The organism is Pseudomonas sp. TE12508 (assembly GCF_056279485.1).
This window is the reverse complement of record NZ_JBWCCN010000010.1, coordinates 111,979-132,616: the sequence shown is the minus strand read 5'-3', so window position 1 is coordinate 132,616 and position 20,638 is coordinate 111,979. Positions and strand designations below refer to the sequence as shown.

Below are 20,638 nucleotides of genomic sequence, written 5' to 3'. Positions count from 1 at the left end.
GGGCGTCAGAGGAGCTGAGGGCGTGCGGTCCAGTAAAGTTTTGGACCATGGGGTTAAGCGATGGTTAACCGGGTTGTATGCCGCCTGTCGCGAGAACGAGTTTCGGCTCTTCCTGACCGCCCCACGCCCCGGCATTCACCAGATTAGCCGGCCGCTCCCCAGCCAAAGCCGCCAACAGATTATCCACCGCACACCGGGCCATCGCCTCCCGCGTCTCATGCGTCGCCGACCCGATGTGCGGCGTCGCCACCACGTTGTTCAACTGCAATAACGGCGAGTCATTGCCCAGCGGCTCACGCTCAAACACATCCAGCCCCGCCGCGCGAATCCGCTTCTGCCGCAACGCCTCGATCAGCGCCGGCTCATCCACCACCTTGCCCCGGGAAATATTGATGAAGATCGTTTCGGGGCGCATCAGGGCGAACTGTTCAGCGCCGATCAACCCTTCGGTTTCAGCGGTCAACGGCAACGTCAGGCAAACGAAGTCGGCCTGCTGCAGCAGATCGCTCAAGCTGCGGTATTGCGCGTTGAATCGCTGCTCCACCGCCGGTTTTGGCGAATGGCTGTGATACACAACCGGCATGCCAAAACCGAAATGCCCGCGTTGCGCCAGCGCCTCACCGATCCGCCCCATGCCAATAATGCCCAGCGTCTTGCCGTGTACATCGCTGCCGAAATGCGTCGGGCCAATGTTTCGGTTCCACTGGCCGGCGCGAACCATGTTAGCCAGCTCCACCACGCGTCGGGCGGTGGCCAGGATCAGCGCGAAACCGGTGTCGGCAGTAGTTTCGGTCAACACGTCAGGGGTATTGCTGAGCAGGATCCGCCGCTCGGTCAGGTAATCGATGTCGTAGTTGTCGACGCCGACGGACACGCTGGCAATGGCTTCCAGGTTCGGCGCCAGATCCAGTAAACCGGCGTCCAGTTTGAGACTGGCGCCGAGCAATCCTTGGGCACGGGGCAGGGCCCGGCGCAGTTGCGCCAAGCCCTCTGCGTCGAGGCTGTCGATCAGCGTCACCTCGGTGTGCTCATGCAAGCGAGCCATCAGCAGCGGCGAGAGTTTCTTGTACAGCACAACCTGCTTTTTCATCGTTGTGATCTCTATATCAAATCAAGAATGAGCCGCCACCGGCCGCGCCACAGCGATCCGGTCACTGGCGCCGGGCTTGAGGAAAATCGTCAGCACCACCGACAGCAGCAACGCGCCGCTCATCAGCAGATAAGAGGCACCGGGCGATCCGGTGGAGCTGTTCAGGTAACCCACCAGATAAGAGCCGCCAAACGAGCCGAGCGCGCCCATGCTGTTGATCAACGCCATGGCGCCACCGGCGACGTTTGCCGGGAGGATTTCCGGGACGATGGCGAAAAACGGCCCGTACGGGGCGTACATGCAGGCGCCGGCAATCACCAGCAGCGTGTAGGACCACCAGAAGTGTTCAGCGCCCAAGGCGTACGAGCCATAGAACGCAATCGAGGCGATCAGCAGCGGTGGCCACACGAAGCGTTTGCGTTTTTGCAGTTTGTCCGAGCCCCAGGACACCAACAGCATGGCGATCACTGCCGCCAGGTACGGCAAGGCCGACAGCCAACCGGCTTCGATCATGTCCATTTTCGCCCCAGCCTTGAGGATCGACGGCAGCCACAACACGAAACCGTAGACGCCGATGCTCCAGCAGAAAAACTGCAAGGCAAGGATGATCACTTTTGGCGAGCGGAAGGCTTCGGCGTAGTTTTTCACCGCTTTGATGCCGACCTGTTCGGCGGCCAGGGCGCTTTCCAGATCCTGCTTTTCCTGGTCGCTCAGCCACTTGGCCTGAGCCGGACGATCATCGGCCAGCCGCCACCAGATAAACGCCCACAGCACCGCCGGCAGGCCTTCGATGATGAACATCCAGCGCCAGCTGAAATGCTGGATCAGGTAGCCCGACACCACCGACATCCAGAGCATGGTCACCGGGTTGCCGAGGATCAGGAACGTGTTGGCGCGCGAGCGTTCGGCACGGGTGAACCAATGGCACAGGTACACCAGCATCGCCGGCATCACGGCGGCTTCGACCACGCCGAGCATGAAGCGAATCACGATCAGCCAGTAGGCGTTGGAGACGATCCCGGTCAAGGTCGCCAGGCCACCCCAGAGGATCAGGCTGACGAAAATCAGTTTCTTCACGCTGTGCTTCTGGGCGTAGATCGCGCCCGGGATCTGGAAGAAGAAATAACCGAGGAAGAACAGCGCGCCGAGCAAGGACGACAGCCCGGGGGTGATCATCAGGTCTGCAGCCATTCCGGAGGCAGCAGCGAATCCATAGTTGGCGCGGTCCAGATACGCCAGGCTGTAGGTGATGAACACGATCGGCATGATGTACCACCAGCGGCGGGTGGCCAGTGTTGCGGTTTTCATAGTGATGCTCCTGAGCTTGTTGTTTTTGTCGCAGCAGGTAACGGTTTAGATCTTCGGTGACTATGCAGGCCTCTTCGCGAGCAAGCCCGCTCCCACACTGGAATCTGTGTCGGACACAATATGTGGGGACGAATCCGATTGAATGTGGGAGCGAGCCTGCTCGCGATTGGCGGCCCCGAATTCGGCATCCATCTCGGCCCGATTGGGCAACCCCTCCATATCCCCACGGCTCTGCACCGCGCGGCTACCGATCCAGTTGGCACGCTGCACCGCTTGGGCAACGTTGTGGTTTTCCAGCAGGGCGCTGATCAGGCCGACGGCAAACCCGTCGCCGGCGCCGACCGTATCGACCACCGTTTCCACCGGCACGCCTGCAACGAAACCTTCATCCAGATGGGTTCGGTAATACGCGCCGTGCGGTCCGAGTTTGATCGCCACGGCTTCAACGCCTTGGTCGAGATAAAACGCCGCGATGTCGGCGGCGTCTTCGAAACCGGTCAGCAAACGCCCTTCGCTCAAACCCGGCAGCACCCAATGGGCGAGGGCGGCCAGACGGTTGATCTCGCGGATCATCTGTTGCTCGCTGGCCCACAGACTCGGGCGCAGGTTGGGGTCGAACGACACGCTGCGCCCGGCATTACGCATGCGGGTCATCAGCTCGAAAGACATTTCCCTAGCCGACGCAGACAGCGCCGGGGGAATGCCCGTGGCGTGCAAGTGCCGAGCCTCGAGCAGTTGCGGGGCAATGGATTGCACCGACAAATGACTGGCGGCCGAGCCACGGCGGAAATACTCGACAACCGGATCGCTGCCATCGTCAGTGCGGGACTTGAGTTGAAACCCGGTGGGGTGCGCCGGGTCGATGTCAACATGGCTGCAATCCAGGCCTTCTTTCTCCAGCGTATCGATCACGAACCGACCCAACGAGTCCGCGCCCACCCGGCTCAGCCAGGCGACGTTAAGCCCCAACCGCGACAAACCAATGGCGACATTACTGTCGGCCCCGGCAATGCGCTTGTGGAAGTGGTCGACGTCAGCCAGTTCACCGTTCTGCTCAGCGACGAACATCGCCATGGTTTCGCCGAACGACAGAATATCTATCTCAGACATGAGCAGGCTCCAGGCGGGATTGACCGAGGTGGGAGAGGGCGGCGACATGCTCGGTGGTCAACTGCACCAGGTCATCGCCTTGCAGTGGATACTCCACCGCGCGCATCACGCCGTGATCCATGTGTCGTAGCAGTCGGCACCACAGATGCAGGTCGCTGGCAGACGGCGGCACCGCCACCAGTTTGCCGTCGGCCCGCCGTGCCACGGCTTTGCAATGCACATAGCCGACGTATCGACCGAGCAGCCGCGCGGCACTGGCGGCGGACTGGTCCTGCCATTGCCAGTTGCCGATATCGAAGGTCATTTTGATCGGCAGGTTGTGCTGCTCGACGTTGGCGAAGAATCGCTGGAAGGGTTCGATTCGGCCGCCGTGCAAGGTCTGGTCGTTTTCCACCAGCAGCTGCACCGGGCTCTGTTGCAACGCAAGCGCCAGCGTCTGCAGATCGTTGTTGTCGGTGAAATAGCCCAGAGAGACTTTCAGCCATTGGGCGCCGAATGCCTCGGCACGCTCCAGGGTCGAGAGCAGTTCAGGATTGGGGGCCGACTGCCCGGCCCGCCACAATTCCATCGGTGAGGAATAGATGCTTTCCAGGCCCCGGGATTGCGTGGCGCTGGCCAATTGCGTGGGGTCTTCGAGTGTCAGCAGCTCTTCGCGCCATTCAATGTGCGTGGCGCCGGCAGCGGACAGCACCTCGACAAAACTGCCTTGGCCACGTTGGCGAACGAGGTCGGCGCCGTAGCTGGACAGGCTGATGGAAACGGGTGGTTTGTTCATTGTTATTCACCTCTGAAACCGGTTTCATTTTTGGTCAAAAAAATTTGCCTTTGCGTTATGGGGTGATTCTCAGGGCCTCATCGCGAGCAGGCTCGCTCCCACAAGGGGTCTGTGTCGTTACACGAATACAATGTGCACCACAAATCCCCTGTGGGAGCGAGCCTGCTCGCGATGAGGTCAGAAATGTCACCGAGAATGTCCACCGGTCGACCCCCGCACTATCAACCGCGCCGAAAAATCCAGACTCCGCACCGGCCCGTCATCCCCACGCAGTCGCTTGAGTAAACACTCAAACGCACTCGCACCCATCTCCGCCGTCGGCTGGGCGAGGGCGGTAATCCCGCTCCCTACCAGCGGATACCAATCCAGATCATCCAGGGCAATCAACCCGACCTCCGCGAACAGGTCGCACTTCAACTCCCGCAACGAATGAGTGCTGGCCAGCGCGGCAATACCGTTGGCGCAAAACAGCGCTTTCGGGCCAGGGCCAGGCGTTTGCAGAAAGTTATTCAAACGAGCGGTCAGATCGCCGCCGGTTTCGACCACCGCGCCCGAGAGCGCCGGAAGCCGCTCGATCTGCGCCTTGAAACTGCTGACCCGCTCGATCCGCGAACTGGTGCCGTCATACGGTTCGGTGACCATCAGCACATCGCGATAACCGCGTTCTTCAAGGTGGGCAACGGCCATCTCGACAGCGGCCGGATTATCCAGCCCCACCAGATCGCTCTCGAGCTGATCGACCTTGCGATCCACCAGCACCATCGGCATTTCCTGATGCAGTTCGCGCAGCTCATCCCGGTGATGGCCGAGGGTGTTCACGATCAAGCCTTCGATGTTGTACGAGCGCAGCAACGCCAGGTGTTGACGCTCTTGCTCGTCATCGCGATCGGTGTTGCACACCACCAGGCTGTAGCCGTGCTGACGGCAAGCGGTTTCCACCCCGTGCATCACGGCAATCGAATAAGGGTTACGGATATCCGCCACCAACATGCCGATCAGGCGAGTGCGCCCACGTTTCAGGCCGCGGGCCATCTGGTTCGGGCGATAGCCCAATTCGCTGATCGCCTGCTCGATGCGCAGGGCGATGGCATCGGAGAGCAGGGCGCGGTCATCGCCGATGAAGCGCGAGACGCTGGCCTTAGACACGCCGGCGCGTTCGGCGACGTCGAGCATGGTCACGCGGCTGCGCTGGGCGGCGGAGAAATCGTTCATGGGGCGATCTTCTTATTGGGCTACTCGACAGGTCACATTGCTTGGTGATGAAACCGGTTTCAGAAGACAACATTACCCTAAGGATCGTCAAGTTTTTTAGACAGCCGCGAAACAGCGTACGGCGATAAGACCGACGAACGGTCGAAAAACCTGTCAGATATGACAGTAGGCGGAAGTGGCACAAGGGGGTCTAATTTCCCTCAGGGCTGAAATGGCGCTCTTTCGGGGAAATGGATATGTCTTCAGTTACAGAAATTCCGGTTGGTTTATTTGCTGTGCCTCTGGAGATCGAAGGGGTTGGCGCTGATGGCGTACTTCCGCCGGCAGCTTCGACCGATGGCGCCAGATTGCTGATCCCGATGTGGGCTGCGCCATCCATTGAAGACGGTAAAAGCGACTTGCTGGAGATCTGGGTAACGGAGCCGGGTGCGACGACTGAAACGCGGTTTTACAGCAACTTTTTTCCAGTCCCGGTCACCATTCCGCCATTCTTTTTGTTGCCTGCGCAATATCTGCAACGTGACGGCGACATTGTTCTGCGCTATCGGGTCACCATCGGCGATAACGGCAATGAAGATACTTCGCTGCCACAGACTTTTATTGTTCGTCGCCCTGTACCGATAAACCTTGAAGAACCGACATTTCCTTCTGCGACATTGTGGGGGTATCTCAACTGCAATTCGACTCCGAAGTTGTGGGAAGAATTGTGGATCGGTGTCGAGGCTCAACCCGGTCGATTCGAAGCCGGTGATGTATGCGTGCTGGATTGGGAGGGCTTCGATAGTCTCAACGGAACTAAACCGATTCCGGGAACAAAGTTACAAGTCAGAAAAGTACTGACAAAAACACAAGCTGACAATGGAACGTTTTTTATTCTCGGAAGCGATAAATACGAGCAATACATAAAGCCGATGGAAAGAAATTCGTCCGCATTGGCCAGTTACACCCTGTATCGAAATGGCATTCCCCTGGGGCGCTCGGAATCAGCGTTGGTAAAAATTGATAGAGTCATTCCGGGCAGTAGTCAAACTTGCAGTCCCCCGCCTCGGTCCGGAGGATTAAGTTCAACCGCTGTAAACACTGAAGTAATAAATGATGTGCAAAGCAGTAAAACGTTAGTGCCGGGAACTTGCAGCCTGCTGTCGCACGATTCTTCGTTTGGCAATAACGCAGACAGTTCGAACACACACTCACTGATGGAGAGTACGAAGATGAATATGCCTGTAGATCCAAGCGTTAAAGACAGCAAGGTGGCGAGTGACGTCGGAGCACTTGCCGAGCCTCCGAAAATTGTTGATCAACTGCCCGATGGTCGACTGACGTACAAGCAGCTTAAAGAGGACAGGATTGTAAAAGTCCAGTTGACGGAAATTGAAGATGCAAGTGGCGACGGCGGAGCAAGGGTTGAACTGCACAAGCTTTTTCTTCGTGGCCTTGACCCAGTTCCTTACGATCCAATCACTTTGGTTGGGACGAAAAGCAAGCCTGCCGGTGGTTGGGGGTTCCCGATCGAATTCGATGTGCCTACCACTGCCCTGGTTGACGTGTTCGACGAGGAGGGTGAATACGCCCCGTATTATTTCGTGTTCCTCATTTTTGACATTTTTGATAACCCCGACACGTCTAGCCCGCTCGAAGTTCTGGTCGACCTGACCGCGCCCTGGCAATCACAGCCAGGCAGGGGGAATGTTACGGGACCGCGGCCGCCCCTTCTGACGCTGGGCGGAACCGTACCGGTCGAAATCAATGACGCATGGCTGAACGACCCGGCGAACGCCGGGGGGCTTGATCTGACTATCCCCACCGGCTATAAAAAGTTCGAGGCGGGTTTGGATTCCGTCAACTTTTATATCTCACAGCAGACCACCTTTGCGCTGATGCAGGGTGAAACCGAGGCGTTCAGTGGTCCGCTGGTCGCCGGTGGCATTATCAATGTTAAGCTGGATTTCCTCAGGGCACTGCCAGAGGGTACGTATTACTACTCGTACAACCTGACTGACCTGCCAGGCAACATCAGCAACAACGCCGCGATCACTAATATGTTCAGAAGGTTTGTCGCACCGAAACCGGTCCTGAATGTTCCAAAAATTCCGCTCCCAGAAGGTGTTACGTCGATCACCTTGCCGACCGTGAAATCCCCTTCAAAGACCATCATGGAAATCAGCTACACCGCCGCCTCCAACTGGTTGCCAGGTGACCGGATTATCCCGTACATCCGCAATACGGTCACACAAGATCAGATATCGCTTCCAGAGCAGTCGGTTCCACCGCCCGGTACAGTTGGCAAACTAGAGTTCCTGGTGGATTACGACACATGGGCAGATGTCTTTGGCGATCCGAATCGTGCCGATCAGGTGGAGTTCGAATACTGGTATGAACTGGAGCGTACGACCATTACGCCCAACGGGACCTCTCCGCTCGCCGTCGGCGTTCTTGATCTTTCTTATGCAGGGCCGGAACAGCCAAATCTGCCGGAGCTGGAAAACCCCAACATTGCTCCAGTCGTTGTCCAGGGTGTGGGTACGCCAACACCGGCTCCCAATACACTGACTCCCGCGCAGTCCGGTTTTGATGCGACGATGATCTGGCCTCTGTGGACTGAAGCGGCCCGGCCGATTACGGGGCGTGAGGTCGTCACGTTCTACTACCAGGGTAAACAAGTCGGTGCACAGATACCGGTGCGTAGCGGCGATACCCGGGTCACCACCACGTTGCCCTGGGAAACCATCAGGACCGAAGGCAACGGCACGGGCGACAATGCCCGTAAAGCCTACATCACGATCGGTTATCCCGGCAGCCCTACTGTCATGTCACAAATGCCTCCGACCGATGTTCAGGTCACGGCCATCGTGATCAATCTGCCGGTGCCGCAACTCGTGCTCTCGAGCTACAGAACTTCGACGGGAAGCACGATAGCGGAGCGTATTGCGAAGACAATCAACTGCCCTAGCTTCAACCATCCGGTTGTGCCGAATGGCCCGATGCCGCCTTACCAGACTCGCCGTCTGCGCATCCGTATTCGGCCCGATAGCAATATTCCGGCCGGCGCAACGGTCAATCTGGAGTTCGAAGGTCGCACCAGCGATGCAGTGGGTGCCCCGGCCATTCCCGGCACGCTGATCACCCGTTCCGGCCTGATGCCGGCCTCGGGAAACCTGGAGTTTTTCCTCACCGAATACGACCGGATCAAGATCATTCAACTGCCACCTGTTGGCAACTCGCGGCCTGCGACTCGTTACGCGCGTATCGCTTATACGGTCAATGGTGTCACGGCGGAGACCACTGTGCAGGTGGCACTGCTGAACTCCAGTCTGGTGTATTGCGAGATAGAGCGCCCTGAAGTGCCTGGAAATCTGTAGTCCGTATGAGTCTGTGAATGGGGACGAAAGAATTTTCGTCCCCATTCCCGGATCGCGAAGTCGTTTACGTTCAGATACGGAACGTCGCACATATTAAAGGGACAAGTCGTACGCACCTACGGACTTATCCTACATATCGTTGAGAGGTTAATCCGTAGTCTGGCGACCATTAATTGTCCGACTTGAGCAGTTCAGGTCGGCAACTCGTTCCTGACGGAATGCAATCGAGTGAGACTCCAGTCATGTCGCCAAAACCGTTTTTTGCTTTTCCCAAATCCCCGATCAGTGTCTGCCTGTGGTCCTTGGCGCCGCTGCTGATCCATTCCTCCCTGACCCAGGCGGCCACCGTCCCGGCGGGCACCACGCAGACCATCAATGCCGGCACTGCGCTGGACAACTGGCAACTCCAGACCAATGCCATCCTCAATGGATCGGGTTCTACCACACTGAGTATTACCGGTTCGGCGGGGAGTCTGGTCGACCTGAGCAACTCCACCATCACCTCGGCCGGCGAGGGCGGTATTGAACAGGGTATTTTTCTAACCAACGCCACCGCCACCCTGAACAATTCGACCGTTACCAGTGTCAACGGGATCGGCATTTCTGCCGTGCGCAACGTTGGCAGCGTCGGTGGCTCCTCCGTCAACCTGAGCAACAACAGTGTGGTGCGCGGCCTGCAAGGCGGGATCGCGGGCAACCGTTTCAGCAACCTGAACCTGCAGAACTCAACCGTAGAAGGCACGGGTGCGACGAGTTTCGGCATCCGCCTGCTCGAGGGTTCGCTGACCGCTACCGGCAGCACCATTCGCGGCGGCCTCAACGCGCTGAGCGTAGGAACCGACACTCAGGTAACGGCGGTCATTCCCTCAACCATCGTGCTGGACAGTTCCCGAGTGGAGAGTGGCACCGGCTCGGCAATCGTTGTCGGCATCAACGCGCCAAACTTTCCGACTGTCGCCAACATTCAGGTACGTAATGGTTCCAGCGTGGTCGCCGGCAACAACACCTTGCTTGAGGTGCGTACAGGGGCTTCGGCCAACCTTCTGGTGGATGACAGTGACCTGGCCGGCAATGTCACGGTGGTCCAGGGCAGCACGGCCAATGTGACCTTGCAGAACACCGCATCGCTGACCGGCGACATGCTAAACGTCACCACAGTCGCGCTGAACAACCAGGCGCGCATGACCGGTAATGTGCTGACCGCTTCGAGTGTGTCGCTGGACAACGCCTCGACGCTGACCGGCAACCTTCAGGATGTGGCCAATGTATCGATCAACAATCGCAGTGCGATGACCGGCGATGTGTTGCGCTCCTCCAGCGTAATCCTGGACAACGGCTCGACATTGAACGGCAATCTGCAGGATGTCGCCAATGTGCAGGTCAACAACCAGAGTGTTATGAGCGGCAATGTCACGGGTGCGGTGGACAGTGCTACCAGTCTGACCCTGGACAATGGCGCCAGTCTTACCGGGCAGGTCAACAACGTCACTAATTTCGCCATCAACAACCAGGCGCTGTGGCAGATGACAGACAGCCAGTCGGTGAACAACCTGTCATTGAATGGCGGCCGCGTGCGGTTTGGTGGCAATCAGGATTTCTTTCAGTTGGACGTGGCGAGTCTCGCCGGCAGCGGTACGTTCGAAATCGGCACCGACTTCAACCAGGGCCTGACCGATTTGCTCAACGTCACCGGCAATGCCGCTGGCAGTCACCAACTGTTGGTGTCTAGCAGCGGTGTCGATCCGGTCAACGACACACCGATCAAAGTCGTCCAGACGGTCGGCGGCGATGCGCGTTTCGGCCTGCTCAACGGCCCGGTCGATGCCGGCGCCTTCACTTACCAATTGGTCAAGACAGGCGAGGATTGGTATCTGCAGCCCGATAAAGAGGTAGTGAGTACACCGACCCGTTCGGTCATGGCGCTGTTCAGCACCGCGCCGACGGTGATCTATGGTGAAATGGCTTCGCTGACCAATCGTATGGGCGACTTGCGCGTCAACGGTGGTCAGTCGGGTGGCTGGGTCCGTAGTTATGGCAACCGCTACAGCATCGACAACAACGCTTTCGGCGATGGTTACAGCCAGAACCAGTACGGTATTGCAATGGGCGCCGACACTCCGGTACAGATCGCAGGCGAGCAAGTGTTACTGGGTGCATTTGTCGGCTATAGCAAGTCGGACCTGGACTTGCACCGCGGCAGCTCCGGTGAGATTGGCAGCACATCGGTCGGTGTCTACGGCACCTGGCTGGGTGACAGCGGTTACTACCTGGATACCGTTGCCAAGCTCAACCATTTTCGCAACGAAGCCAAAGTGGCACTGAGTGATGGCACCCGCACCGAAGGCGACTACAACAACTGGGGCGCCAGTGCGTCGGCCGAGTTTGGCAAACACATAGACATCAAAGATGGCTACTACGCCGAATTGTTTACCCAGTGGCAAGCGGCATCGATTCAGGGTAAGGATTTCACGCTGGACAACGGTCTGCGGGCCGACGCCGATACCACGCATTCACTTCTCGGCAAGGCCGGTGCAACCCTGGGTCGCAGCATGACCATGGCCAATGGCAGCATCGTACAGCCGCATATCCGCGCAGCGGTGGTGCATGAGTTTGCGCAAAGCAACGAAGTTCGAGTCAACGATAACAAGTTCAACAACGATCTCTCCGGTACGCGTTTTGAAGTAGGCGCAGGTGCATCCTGGACGTTGAATGATCGTTGGCAGTTGCATGCCGAGCTCGATACCAGCAAGGGCGATGGCGTTACCAAGGACTTTGGTTTGAATATGGGGGCACATTACAAGTTTTAAGCGCCACTGCAGGCGTCAATAAAAAAGGGAAGCCAGGCTTCCCTTTTTTATGTGTGCTGGTGGATCAGCCCGCTTTCAGTACCTGGAAACGCGCTTTAAGCGCAAAGGTTTCTCCCTCTGAGCCCGGCACGTCAAGATCGGCCTTGATTTCACCTTTGACCACGTTCCCCTCCGAGGGCAGGATCTTGAGCGTACCGGAGGACGCTTCAACGACCTTACCTTTAGCGTCTTTGAAACTGAAGCTGGTGCCGTCAGTGCCTTTGAGCTCATATTCGCCGATCGCAAGTTCGATCGGAAGCGAAATGGTCAACTCCCGAACGCTGGTATGGCCTGCGCTGGTGCGAGGAGGAGTGCGTTCGATGGCGGTGATTTTCACCACGTCGAGTTTCTTCAGTCCGGCCTTCAATCTATCGATAAGTCGGGAAGTGGCGTTGAATGCCTCAAAGGAAAACGTTCCACCGGTGAACGCATCGCCGATGAAATAGTTGCCTTCTGCAAAACCACTTCGTTTGATCACAGGATTAATGATGCTCATGGACGTAGTCTCCGTTACTTTGAATAAGAGTATCCAAAGGCCTTTACTGGCCCTACGTCTGGATGAGCTATGGAAGCCTGTTTCTGCTCCCCCTGTATACTGTCATTGTTGACAGTTTACAGGGCTGGGCAACCGTGGTTGCAATAGGCACGCTGGGCGATCCCCGTCTTCAGACCAGCAGTGGCTGCCACGCCGAACACAACAGTCTGCACACAGAGGTCAGCCAAACAGTCCCGCAGCAATGTTGATCGAGAACCCCAAAATCGCTGTATTGAACACAAACCCGATCAACGATTGCGCCAACACGATCTTGCGCAACTCCCGCGTGGCCACGCCGACATCCGCTGTCTGCACCGCCACACCGATGGTGAATGAGAAATACAGAAAGTCCCAATAATCGGGGGTTCTCAAATCTTCGGCAAAACGCAGTGCCGGTTCTTTGCCGTTCCAGGTGTAATACAGCCGGGCATAGTGCACGCTGAAGATCACCCCGATCAGCAGCCATGAGCCGATCACCGTCAACGCCGTGACGCCGTAGCGCAGCAATTTGCGGGTGGTTTCCAGATCCCGGCTGCCGGCGAGTTCGAAGGTGATGGTGGCGAGGCTGGCCAGCGCCGCGATGCTCACCAGCAGCAACACCAGACCGGCATTTTCATCTTCTACCTCGGCAATGCGTTTGACGTCCGGGGCCTTGGCTCGCATGGTGAGCCAGAGCATCAGCACCAGATAGGTCCAGACCCCGGTGTTCCAGCCGATGAGGATTTTGCTGATGATCGAGTCGGCGGGGGCCAGAATGCCCACCGCGACGCCGAGTGTGGCCGCGGCGGACAGGCGAGGGTGGGTGCGGGCGAGTAGGGGCATGGGAACTCGATGGGCCTGGGTGTCTAAACACCTTAGCCCAGCGCAATCCGTTGTGACCACAAAACTGAATCCAATGGGGTCGAATGTGGGAGCGGGCTTGCTCGCGAAGGCGGCGTGTCATCCAACATCAATGTTGAATGTGACGGCCCTTTCGCGAGCAAGCCCGCTCCCACAGTTGATTGGTGTTGTTGGTTAGATGTCTTTATGGCGCTTGCGCACCAGTTTCATCACCACCACAAAAAACACCGGAACAAACACCACTGCCAGGGTCGCGGTGATCATCCCGCCGATCACGCCGGTGCCGATGGCTTGCTGGCTCGCCGAGCTGGCCCCGGTGGCAATCGCCAATGGCACCACGCCAAGGATGAATGCCAGTGACGTCATGACAATCGGCCGCAACCGCAGACGCGCGGCTTGCAGGGTGGCGTCGATCAGGTCGTGGCCTTCGTCGTACAGGCGCTTGGCGAATTCGATGATCAGGATCGCATTCTTCGCCGACAGGCCAATGATGGTGATCAGCCCGACCTTGAAGAACACATCGTTGGGCATCCCGCGCAGGGTCACGGCCAGCACCGCGCCGAGCACACCCAGCGGCACCACCAGCAACACCGAGGTTGGAATCGACCAACTCTCATACAGCGCCGCCAGGCACAGGAACACGATCAGCAACGACAACCCAAGCAGGATCGGTGCCTGACTGCCGGACAAACGTTCCTGCAACGATAGCCCGGTCCATTCCTGACCCAACCCCGCCGGCCCTTGCGCCACCAATCGCTCGATTTCCGCCATGGCTTCGCCGGTGCTGTAGCCGGGCGCCGGTTCGCCGGAAATGCTGATGGCCGGGTAGCCGTTGTAACGGGTTAATTGCGCCGGGCCCTGGGTCCAGTTGGCCCGAACGAAAGCCGACAACGGCACCATGTTCTCGCCGTTGTTACGCACGTGAATCTTCAGCAGGTCCTCGACCTGACTGCGCTGATCGCCTTCAGCCTGGACCACCACTCGCTGCATCCGTCCCTGATTGGGAAAGTCGTTGATGTAGGCCGATCCGACGGCGGTGGACAGCACGTTGCCGATGTCGGCAAACGAAATACCCAAGGCGTTGGCTTGCTTGCGGTCGACTTCCAGTTGCACCTGCGGCGCTTCGGCCAGGGCGCTTTCGCGCACGTTCATCAGGATCGGGCTCTTCTCGGCAGCGGCCAGCAATTGGCTGCGCGCCTGCATCAGCGTGGCGTGGCCAAGGCCGCCCCTGTCTTGCAGGCGGAACTCGAAACCACTGGAAGTGCCGAGGCCATCGACCGGCGGCGGCAGGACCGCGAAGGCCATGGCATCCTTGATCTGGCTGAGCGCGATGTTGGCGCGGTCGGCAATCGAACTCGCCGAGTCATCGCTGCCCCGATCCGACCAATCCTTGAGCGTGGTGAACGCCAGTGCGGCGTTCTGCCCGCTGCCGGAAAAACTGAAACCGAGAATCACCGTGCTGTCGCCGACGCCCGGTTCGGTGGCGTTGTGCGCTTCGATCTGCTCGACCACCTGCACCGTGCGATTCTTGCTCGCGCCCGGTGGAAGTTGAATGTCGGTGATGGTGTAACCCTGGTCTTCCACCGGCAGGAACGAGGAGGGCAGACGACTGAAGCACAGCCCCAGACCGATCAGCAGCACGCCGTAGATCAACAGGTAACGCCCGGTGCGTTTCAGTGCATAGGCGACCCAGCCCTGATAACGCTCGGTCAGTTGTTCGAAGCGCCGGTTGAACCAGCCGAAGAAGCCGCCCTTGGCGTGATGTTCACCCTGAGCAATTGGCTTGAGCAGCGTCGCACACAGCGCCGGGGTCAAGGTCAGGGCGAGGAATGCCGAGAACAGGATCGACGTGGCCATGGAGAGCGAGAACTGCTGGTAAATCACCCCGACCGAGCCCTGCATGAATGCCATCGGAATGAACACCGCCACCAGCACCAGGGTAATGCCGATGATCGCCCCGGTGATCTGTTTCATCGCCTTGCGCGTCGCTTCCTTGGGCGACAGCCCTTCGGTGGCCATGATCCGCTCGACGTTTTCCACCACCACAATCGCGTCGTCCACCAGAATGCCGATGGCCAGCACCATGCCGAACATGGTCAGCACGTTGATCGAGAAGCCCAGTGCGAGCATGGTCGCGAAAGTGCCCATCAGCGCCACCGGCACCACCAGGGTCGGGATCAGCGTGTAGCGGATGTTTTGCAGGAACAGGAACATCACCGCAAACACCAGCACCATCGCCTCGATGAGGGTGTAGACCACCTTGGTAATCGAGACTTTGACAAAGGGCGAAGTGTCATACGGAATCTTGTATTCCACGCCGGCCGGGAAGTAGCGCGCCAGTTCATTCATTTTCGCCCGCACCAGCGTCGCAGTGCTCAGGGCATTGGCGCCTGGCGACAGTTGCACGCTGACGGCGGTCGACGGTTTGCCGTTCAGGCGCGTGGAGAATTGATATTCCTGGCTGCCGATCTCGACCCGCGCCACATCGCCGATGCGCACCGTGGAGCCGTCAGGATTGGCCTTCAGGACAATGTCGGCGAATTCTTCAGGTGTCGACAGCTGGCCTTTGACCAGAATAGTCGCAGTGATTTCCTGGGTGGTGCGGGTCGGCAAGTCGCCGATGCTGCCCGCGGAAACCTGAGCATTTTGCGCAACGATGGCGGCGTTGACATCGGCCGGGGTCAGGTTGAATCCGATCAACTTGCGCGGGTCGATCCAGATCCGCATCGCCCGTTCGGCACCGTACAACTGGGCCTTGCCGACGCCGTCCAGACGCTTGATCTCGTTCATCACGTTGCGCGCCAGGTAATCGCTGAGCGCCACGTCGTCGAGCTTGCCGTCACTGGAGGTGAGGGTGATCAGCAACAGGAAACCGGCGGAGACTTTCTCAACCTGCAAACCTTGCTGAGTCACCGCTTGCGGCAAGCGCGACTCGACCACCTTGAGGCGGTTTTGCACGTCGACCTGCGCCATTTCCGGGTCAGTGCCTGGTTGGAAAGTCGCGGTGATGGTGGCGCTGCCGAGGCTGCTCTGGGATTCGAAATACAGCAGATGATCAGCGCCGTTGAGCTCTTCCTCGATCAGGCTGACCACGCTTTCGTCTACGGTCTGCGCCGATGCGCCGGGGTAGGTGGCATAGATTTCGACTTTCGGCGGCGCAACGTTCGGGTACTGCGCCACCGGCAACTGCACAATGGCCAGCGCACCGGCCAGCAGGATGAACAAGGCGATCACCCAGGCGAACACCGGGCGGTCGATAAAGAACTGCGGCATAAAAAGCGTCCTGCTTACTGACCAGAAACCTGGGCAAGGGGAAGAGGGGTGTCATCTATCTGGACTTTTTCACCGGGGCGCGCGTGTTGCAGGCCTTCAGTGACGATGCGGTCACCGGGCTTGAGACCGTTGGTGACGATCCAGCGATCGTTCTGCACTGCGCCCAGTTCGACCGGTTGCTGGCCGACCCGCTGTTCGGCGTCGAGCACCAGCACTTGGGCGATGCCGGCACTGTCACGCTGGATGGCCCGTTGCGGCACGCTGATGCCTTGCTGATTGAACGCTTGCTCCAGGCGCACGCGAACGAAGCTGCCCGGCAACAAGTCGAGGTCCGGGTTGGGGAACTCGCTGCGCAGGATGATCTGGCCGGTGCCCGGGTCGACGGTGATGTCGGTGAACAGCAACTTGCCCGGCAGCGGGTAGAGGCTGCCGTCGTCCTGAATCAATGTGGCTTTGGCCTGGCCCTGGCCCACTTCCTTTAACTGGCCGGAACGGAACGCGCGGCGCAGGTCGTTGAGTTCACGGGTCGATTGCGTCAGGTCAGCGTGGATCGGGTTCAACTGCTGAATCAGTGCCAGCGGCGTGGTTTCGTTCTGCCCGACCAGCGCGCCTTCGGTCACCAGCGCTCGGCCGATGCGCCCGGAAATCGGCGCGGTGACGGTGGCGTAACCCAGGTTCAGTTTCGCCCGCTCCACGGCGGCTTTGTTGGCGGCGACATCGGCGGCGGTCTGCCGGGCATTGGCCCGGGCGTTGTCATAATCCTGACCGCTGATGGCGTTGCCTTCGATCAACTGGGCGTAGCGCTGTTCTTGCAATCTGGCCTGGAATACATTGGCCTCGGCCTTGCGCAATGCGGCTTCTGCGCTGTCCAGGTCGGCCTTGAACGGCGCCGGGTCGATACGGAAGAGAACGTCGCCTTTTTTTACGTCGCTGCCTTCACGGAAGGCCTGCTGCAACACCACGCCGGCGACTCGGGCGCGCACTTCGGCGATGCGTGGCGCGACAATCCGCCCGCTCAGCTCGCTGCTGATCGACAGCGGCCGGGCTTCGACGGTTTCAACCCGCACGGTGGCCAGCGGCGCCTGTTCTTCGGCGGTCGAGGACTGATCACAAGCGCTCAGCGTCAATGCCAGTGCAATCAGGCTGAGCCGGGCAAGCAGATTCTTTGACATGTAGGTACCCCAATATTGACCCCCGTATCCTACGGGGGGCCGACGAGGGTAGCGGTGAAGCTTTGTAGGCGCTGTGTGAAATTGTGTAAGGGTTTTGCTCGCGCGGGCGTGAGGGCGTATATCCTTGGCGGCTTGATTCCTTTGCGCCTGGTAAATCGCTATCGCGAGCAGGCTCGCTCCCACAGTGGTCCGGTAGTGTTCACAGAATTTGTGTCCACATGAAATTCCTTGTGGGAGCGAGCCTGCTCGCGATGACGATTTATCCGGCGCCACTGCACTTTCTGGAAACACCATGCCCAACATCCTCCTGGTCGAAGACGACTCCGCGCTCTCCGAACTGATTGCCAGCTACCTGGAACGCAACGGCTATTGCGTCAGTGTGATCAGCCGTGGCGATCTTGTGCGCGAACGGGCGCGGCTCAATCCTCCGGACCTGGTGATTCTCGATCTGATGCTGCCGGGGCTCGACGGTTTGCAGGTCTGCCGCTTGCTGCGAGCCGATTCGGCGACTTTGCCGATCCTGATGCTCACCGCCCGCGATGACAGCCACGATCAAGTGCTGGGCCTGGAAATGGGCGCCGACGACTACGTCACCAAACCTTGCGAACCACGGGTGTTGCTGGCCCGGGTGCGCACCTTGTTGCGCCGCAGCAGCCTCAGCGAACCGATGACCGCCAACGATCGCATTCTCATGGGCAACCTGTGCATCGACCTGTCCGAGCGCACCGTGACCTGGCGCGAGCAACTGGTCGAGCTGTCCAGCGGTGAATACAACTTGCTGGTGGTGCTGGCCCGGCATGCCGGCGAAGTACTGAGCCGCGATCAGATTCTGCAACGCTTGCGCGGTATCGAATTCAACGGCACCGACCGCTCGGTGGACGTGGCCATCTCCAAGCTGCGGCGCAAGTTCGACGACCATGCTGGCGAGGCGCGCAAGATCAAGACCGTGTGGGGCAAGGGCTACCTGTTCAGCCGCTCCGAGTGGGAATGCTGAGTCGATGTTCAGAATCCTGTTTCGCCTCTATCTGGTGACTATCGTCTCGTTCAGCGCGGCGATCTACCTGGTGCCGGATCTGGTAATCCAGGTTTTCCATGAGCGTTTTGTCACCTACAACCTTGACTACTCCCGAGGTTTGCAAACGCTGATCGTCAAGCAGTTTCGCGCGGTGCCTATTGAGCAGTGGCCGGCGCTGGCAGACGAAATGGACAAGGAATTCCAGCCGCTGGACATTGTGCTGGCCCGTAACGATGACGCCGAATTTACTCTGGATGAACGTGCGCGCTTGCAGCGCGGGGAAAACGTCGTGCGCATCGGCGATTGGGGCTGGCGCACCTTGGCCGTGGCGCCGTTGAGCGAGCAACTGGTCGTGAAGATGGTCGTGCCGCCGGACCCGACGGACGTCAGTTGGTTGTACTGGAGCATCAACGTGCTGATCGGCGCGACCATGCTCGCCTGTCTGTTGCTGTGGTTGCGCCCGCACTGGCGCGACCTGGAACGCCTCAAAGGCACCGCCGAACGCTTCGGCAAGGGCCACTTGAGCGAGCGCACGCAGATTTCCCCCAGCTCCAACATCGGCAGCCTGGCCAATGTTTTCGACACCATGGCCGGCGACATCGAAAACTTGCTCAACCAACAGCGCGATCTGCTCAACGCCGTGTCCCATGAGTTGCGCACGCCACTGACGCGGCTGGATTTCGGCCTGGCCCTGGCACTGTCCGATGACTTGCCGGCCACCAGCCGCGAACGTCTGCAAGGCTTGGTCGCGCACATTCGCGAACTGGATGAACTGGTGCTGGAGTTACTGTCTTACAGCCGCTTGCAAAACCCGGGGCGGCTGCCGGAACAGGTCGACGTGTCGCTGGATGAGTTCATCGACAGCATTTTGGGCAGCGTCGATGAAGAACTTGAGTCACCGGAGATCGTGATCGATGTGCTGCTTAACGGCCAGCTCGAACGCTTCTCTCTGGACCCGCGACTGACCGCCCGGGCGATCCAGAACCTGCTGCGCAATGCGATGCGCTATTGCGAAAAACGGATTCAGATCGGTGTGCAGGTGTGCCCCAAAGGCTGTGAGATCTGGGTGGATGACGATGGCATCGGCATTCCGGAAGAAGAGCGGGAGCGGATTTTCGAGCCGTTTTATCGGCTGGATCGTAGTCGGGATCGCGCAACGGGTGGGTTTGGGCTGGGCTTGGCGATCAGCCGCCGGGCACTGGAAGCACAGAGCGGCACACTCACCGCGCAAGCTTCGCCGCTGGGGGGCGCGCGGTTTCGACTCTGGTTGCCGACACCTACTTGAATCTTTCACCGTACCTGTGGCGAGGGAGCTTGCTCCCGCTGGGGCGCGAAGCGCCCCCAATACCTACAAATACATTTCTCCAGAGAGACTTCATTCGAAGATTTTGCGACTGCTTCGCAGCCGAGCGGGAGCAAGCTCCCTCGCCACAAGGAGTCATTTGCCATGGGGGTTGTGCATGATCGTTCAGCCGAGTATTTCGGTTGACGGAATCAACCCGACCCCAGCCACTTGCATCCGATCAATCGCTGCCGCCAGCGATCCATCCAGATCAATCGCCCGACATGCATCCATCACCACAAACGCATTGAACCCCGCCGCCCGCGCGTCCAGCGCAGAAAACATCACGCAGAAATCCAGTGCCAGCCCGACCATGTAAACCGTGTCGATGCCACGTTCTTTAAGATACCCGGCCAAGCCTGTGGTGGTGGTTCGATCCGCCTCCAGAAACGCCGAATAGCTGTCGATGTCCGGATTGCAGCCCTTGCGGATGATCAGTTGGGCGTGGGGCAGGTCCAGTTTCGCGTGGAACTCGGCGCCGGGTGTGGCCCGTACGCAATGCTCAGGCCAAAGCGTTTGTTCACCGTAAGGCAACTGAATCACGTCGTAAGGTTTGCGCCCCGGGTGGCTGGAGGCGAATGAGGCATGGCCGGGCGGGTGCCAGTCCTGGGCAATGATGACCTGCTTGAACTGGCGCCCGAGTCGGTTAATCAAGGGCACGATCAGGTCGCCCTCCGGCACCGGCAGTTGACCGCCGGGGATGAAGTCGTTCTGTACGTCGATAACCAGCAGGGCTGCTCGTGAAGAGATTGGCATGGGGG

General features: G+C 59.1%; 14 protein-coding genes. 4 read left to right on the top strand and 10 right to left on the bottom strand.

What is annotated here, in order from left to right; all coding sequences use genetic code 11:
- Positions 1 to 64: 64 nt before the first annotated feature.
- From ACZ9IM_RS15650 to ACZ9IM_RS15630, 5 genes are all read right to left on the bottom strand, one after another.
- On the bottom strand, positions 65 to 1,090 hold the full coding sequence (locus ACZ9IM_RS15650; RefSeq protein WP_476224409.1) for a 2-hydroxyacid dehydrogenase: 1,026 nt from the start codon (positions 1,088 to 1,090) through the stop codon (positions 65 to 67).
- A gap of 21 nt (positions 1,091 to 1,111) precedes the next feature.
- Positions 1,112 to 2,398, bottom strand: coding sequence for an MFS transporter (locus ACZ9IM_RS15645; protein ID WP_476224408.1), 1,287 nt, complete (start codon positions 2,396 to 2,398; stop codon positions 1,112 to 1,114).
- Positions 2,399 to 2,458: 60 nt separating this feature from the next.
- Entirely contained in the window at positions 2,459 to 3,508 is a 1,050-nt protein-coding gene (locus ACZ9IM_RS15640) for a sugar kinase (RefSeq protein ID WP_476224407.1), read from the bottom strand.
- Positions 3,501 to 4,283 carry a sugar phosphate isomerase/epimerase family protein gene (locus ACZ9IM_RS15635; protein ID WP_476224406.1) on the bottom strand — a complete coding sequence of 261 codons (783 nt, stop codon included), beginning with the start codon at positions 4,281 to 4,283 and terminating at the stop codon, positions 3,501 to 3,503. Before ACZ9IM_RS15635 ends, ACZ9IM_RS15640 begins: the two co-directional genes overlap by 8 nt.
- Positions 4,284 to 4,469: 186 nt before the next feature.
- The gene (locus ACZ9IM_RS15630) at positions 4,470 to 5,495 is read right to left on the bottom strand and encodes a LacI family DNA-binding transcriptional regulator (protein WP_476224405.1); all 1,026 of its coding nucleotides are present in this window, start codon (positions 5,493 to 5,495) and stop codon (positions 4,470 to 4,472) included.
- A gap of 236 nt (positions 5,496 to 5,731) precedes the next feature.
- On the opposite strand from ACZ9IM_RS15630, the gene ACZ9IM_RS15625 reads away from it, so the two are divergent.
- Positions 5,732 to 8,854 (top strand): hypothetical protein, encoded by a 3,123-nt coding sequence (locus ACZ9IM_RS15625; RefSeq protein ID WP_476224404.1) that lies wholly within the window; start codon positions 5,732 to 5,734, stop codon positions 8,852 to 8,854.
- Positions 8,855 to 9,096: 242 nt separating this feature from the next.
- Entirely contained in the window at positions 9,097 to 11,661 is a 2,565-nt protein-coding gene (locus tag ACZ9IM_RS15620; protein ID WP_476224403.1) for an autotransporter outer membrane beta-barrel domain-containing protein, read from the top strand.
- Between the two features lie 64 nt (positions 11,662 to 11,725).
- On the opposite strand, the gene ACZ9IM_RS15615 is transcribed toward ACZ9IM_RS15620, so the two are convergent.
- The 4 genes from ACZ9IM_RS15615 to ACZ9IM_RS15600 all read right to left on the bottom strand — a co-directional run bounded on the left by ACZ9IM_RS15615 (position 11,726) and on the right by ACZ9IM_RS15600 (position 17,520).
- Entirely contained in the window at positions 11,726 to 12,196 is a 471-nt protein-coding gene (locus ACZ9IM_RS15615; protein WP_476224402.1) for a hypothetical protein, read from the bottom strand.
- Positions 12,197 to 12,415: 219 nt separating this feature from the next.
- A complete protein-coding gene (locus ACZ9IM_RS15610) occupies positions 12,416 to 13,057 on the bottom strand; it encodes a DUF1345 domain-containing protein (protein ID WP_427624648.1) in 642 nt (213 codons plus the stop codon).
- A gap of 192 nt (positions 13,058 to 13,249) precedes the next feature.
- Positions 13,250 to 16,348, bottom strand: a complete 3,099-nt coding sequence (locus ACZ9IM_RS15605; protein ID WP_476224401.1) for a multidrug efflux RND transporter permease subunit — start codon at positions 16,346 to 16,348, stop codon at positions 13,250 to 13,252.
- Between the two features lie 14 nt (positions 16,349 to 16,362).
- A complete protein-coding gene (locus tag ACZ9IM_RS15600) occupies positions 16,363 to 17,520 on the bottom strand; it encodes an efflux RND transporter periplasmic adaptor subunit (RefSeq protein ID WP_476224400.1) in 1,158 nt (385 codons plus the stop codon).
- A gap of 292 nt (positions 17,521 to 17,812) precedes the next feature.
- Between ACZ9IM_RS15600 and ACZ9IM_RS15595 the strand changes: the two genes are divergently transcribed.
- Both ACZ9IM_RS15595 and ACZ9IM_RS15590 read left to right on the top strand, forming a co-directional pair.
- Positions 17,813 to 18,514 carry a response regulator gene (locus ACZ9IM_RS15595; RefSeq protein WP_427624646.1) on the top strand — a complete coding sequence of 234 codons (702 nt, stop codon included), beginning with the start codon at positions 17,813 to 17,815 and terminating at the stop codon, positions 18,512 to 18,514.
- Between the two features lie 4 nt (positions 18,515 to 18,518).
- On the top strand, positions 18,519 to 19,820 hold the full coding sequence (locus tag ACZ9IM_RS15590; RefSeq protein WP_427624645.1) for an ATP-binding protein: 1,302 nt from the start codon (positions 18,519 to 18,521) through the stop codon (positions 19,818 to 19,820).
- A 183-nt stretch (positions 19,821 to 20,003) separates the two neighbouring features.
- On the opposite strand, the gene pncA is transcribed toward ACZ9IM_RS15590, so the two are convergent.
- The gene (gene pncA / locus ACZ9IM_RS15585; RefSeq protein WP_427624644.1) at positions 20,004 to 20,633 is read right to left on the bottom strand and encodes a bifunctional nicotinamidase/pyrazinamidase; all 630 of its coding nucleotides are present in this window, start codon (positions 20,631 to 20,633) and stop codon (positions 20,004 to 20,006) included.
- Positions 20,634 to 20,638 lie beyond the last annotated feature (5 nt).

Coding starts and splice junctions, on each gene's coding strand:
- ACZ9IM_RS15650 (WP_476224409.1), bottom strand. CDS start 1,090: ATGAAAAAGCAGGTTGTGCTGTACAAGAAACTCTCGCCGCTGCTGATG.
- ACZ9IM_RS15645 (WP_476224408.1), bottom strand. CDS start 2,398: ATGAAAACCGCAACACTGGCCACCCGCCGCTGGTGGTACATCATGCCG.
- ACZ9IM_RS15640 (WP_476224407.1), bottom strand. CDS start 3,508: ATGTCTGAGATAGATATTCTGTCGTTCGGCGAAACCATGGCGATGTTC.
- ACZ9IM_RS15635 (WP_476224406.1), bottom strand. CDS start 4,283: ATGAACAAACCACCCGTTTCCATCAGCCTGTCCAGCTACGGCGCCGAC.
- ACZ9IM_RS15630 (WP_476224405.1), bottom strand. CDS start 5,495: ATGAACGATTTCTCCGCCGCCCAGCGCAGCCGCGTGACCATGCTCGAC.
- ACZ9IM_RS15625 (WP_476224404.1), top strand. CDS start 5,732: ATGTCTTCAGTTACAGAAATTCCGGTTGGTTTATTTGCTGTGCCTCTG.
- ACZ9IM_RS15620 (WP_476224403.1), top strand. CDS start 9,097: ATGTCGCCAAAACCGTTTTTTGCTTTTCCCAAATCCCCGATCAGTGTC.
- ACZ9IM_RS15615 (WP_476224402.1), bottom strand. CDS start 12,196: ATGAGCATCATTAATCCTGTGATCAAACGAAGTGGTTTTGCAGAAGGC.
- ACZ9IM_RS15610 (WP_427624648.1), bottom strand. CDS start 13,057: ATGCCCCTACTCGCCCGCACCCACCCTCGCCTGTCCGCCGCGGCCACA.
- ACZ9IM_RS15605 (WP_476224401.1), bottom strand. CDS start 16,348: ATGCCGCAGTTCTTTATCGACCGCCCGGTGTTCGCCTGGGTGATCGCC.
- ACZ9IM_RS15600 (WP_476224400.1), bottom strand. CDS start 17,520: ATGTCAAAGAATCTGCTTGCCCGGCTCAGCCTGATTGCACTGGCATTG.
- ACZ9IM_RS15595 (WP_427624646.1), top strand. CDS start 17,813: ATGCCCAACATCCTCCTGGTCGAAGACGACTCCGCGCTCTCCGAACTG.
- ACZ9IM_RS15590 (WP_427624645.1), top strand. CDS start 18,519: ATGTTCAGAATCCTGTTTCGCCTCTATCTGGTGACTATCGTCTCGTTC.
- pncA (WP_427624644.1), bottom strand. CDS start 20,633: ATGCCAATCTCTTCACGAGCAGCCCTGCTGGTTATCGACGTACAGAAC.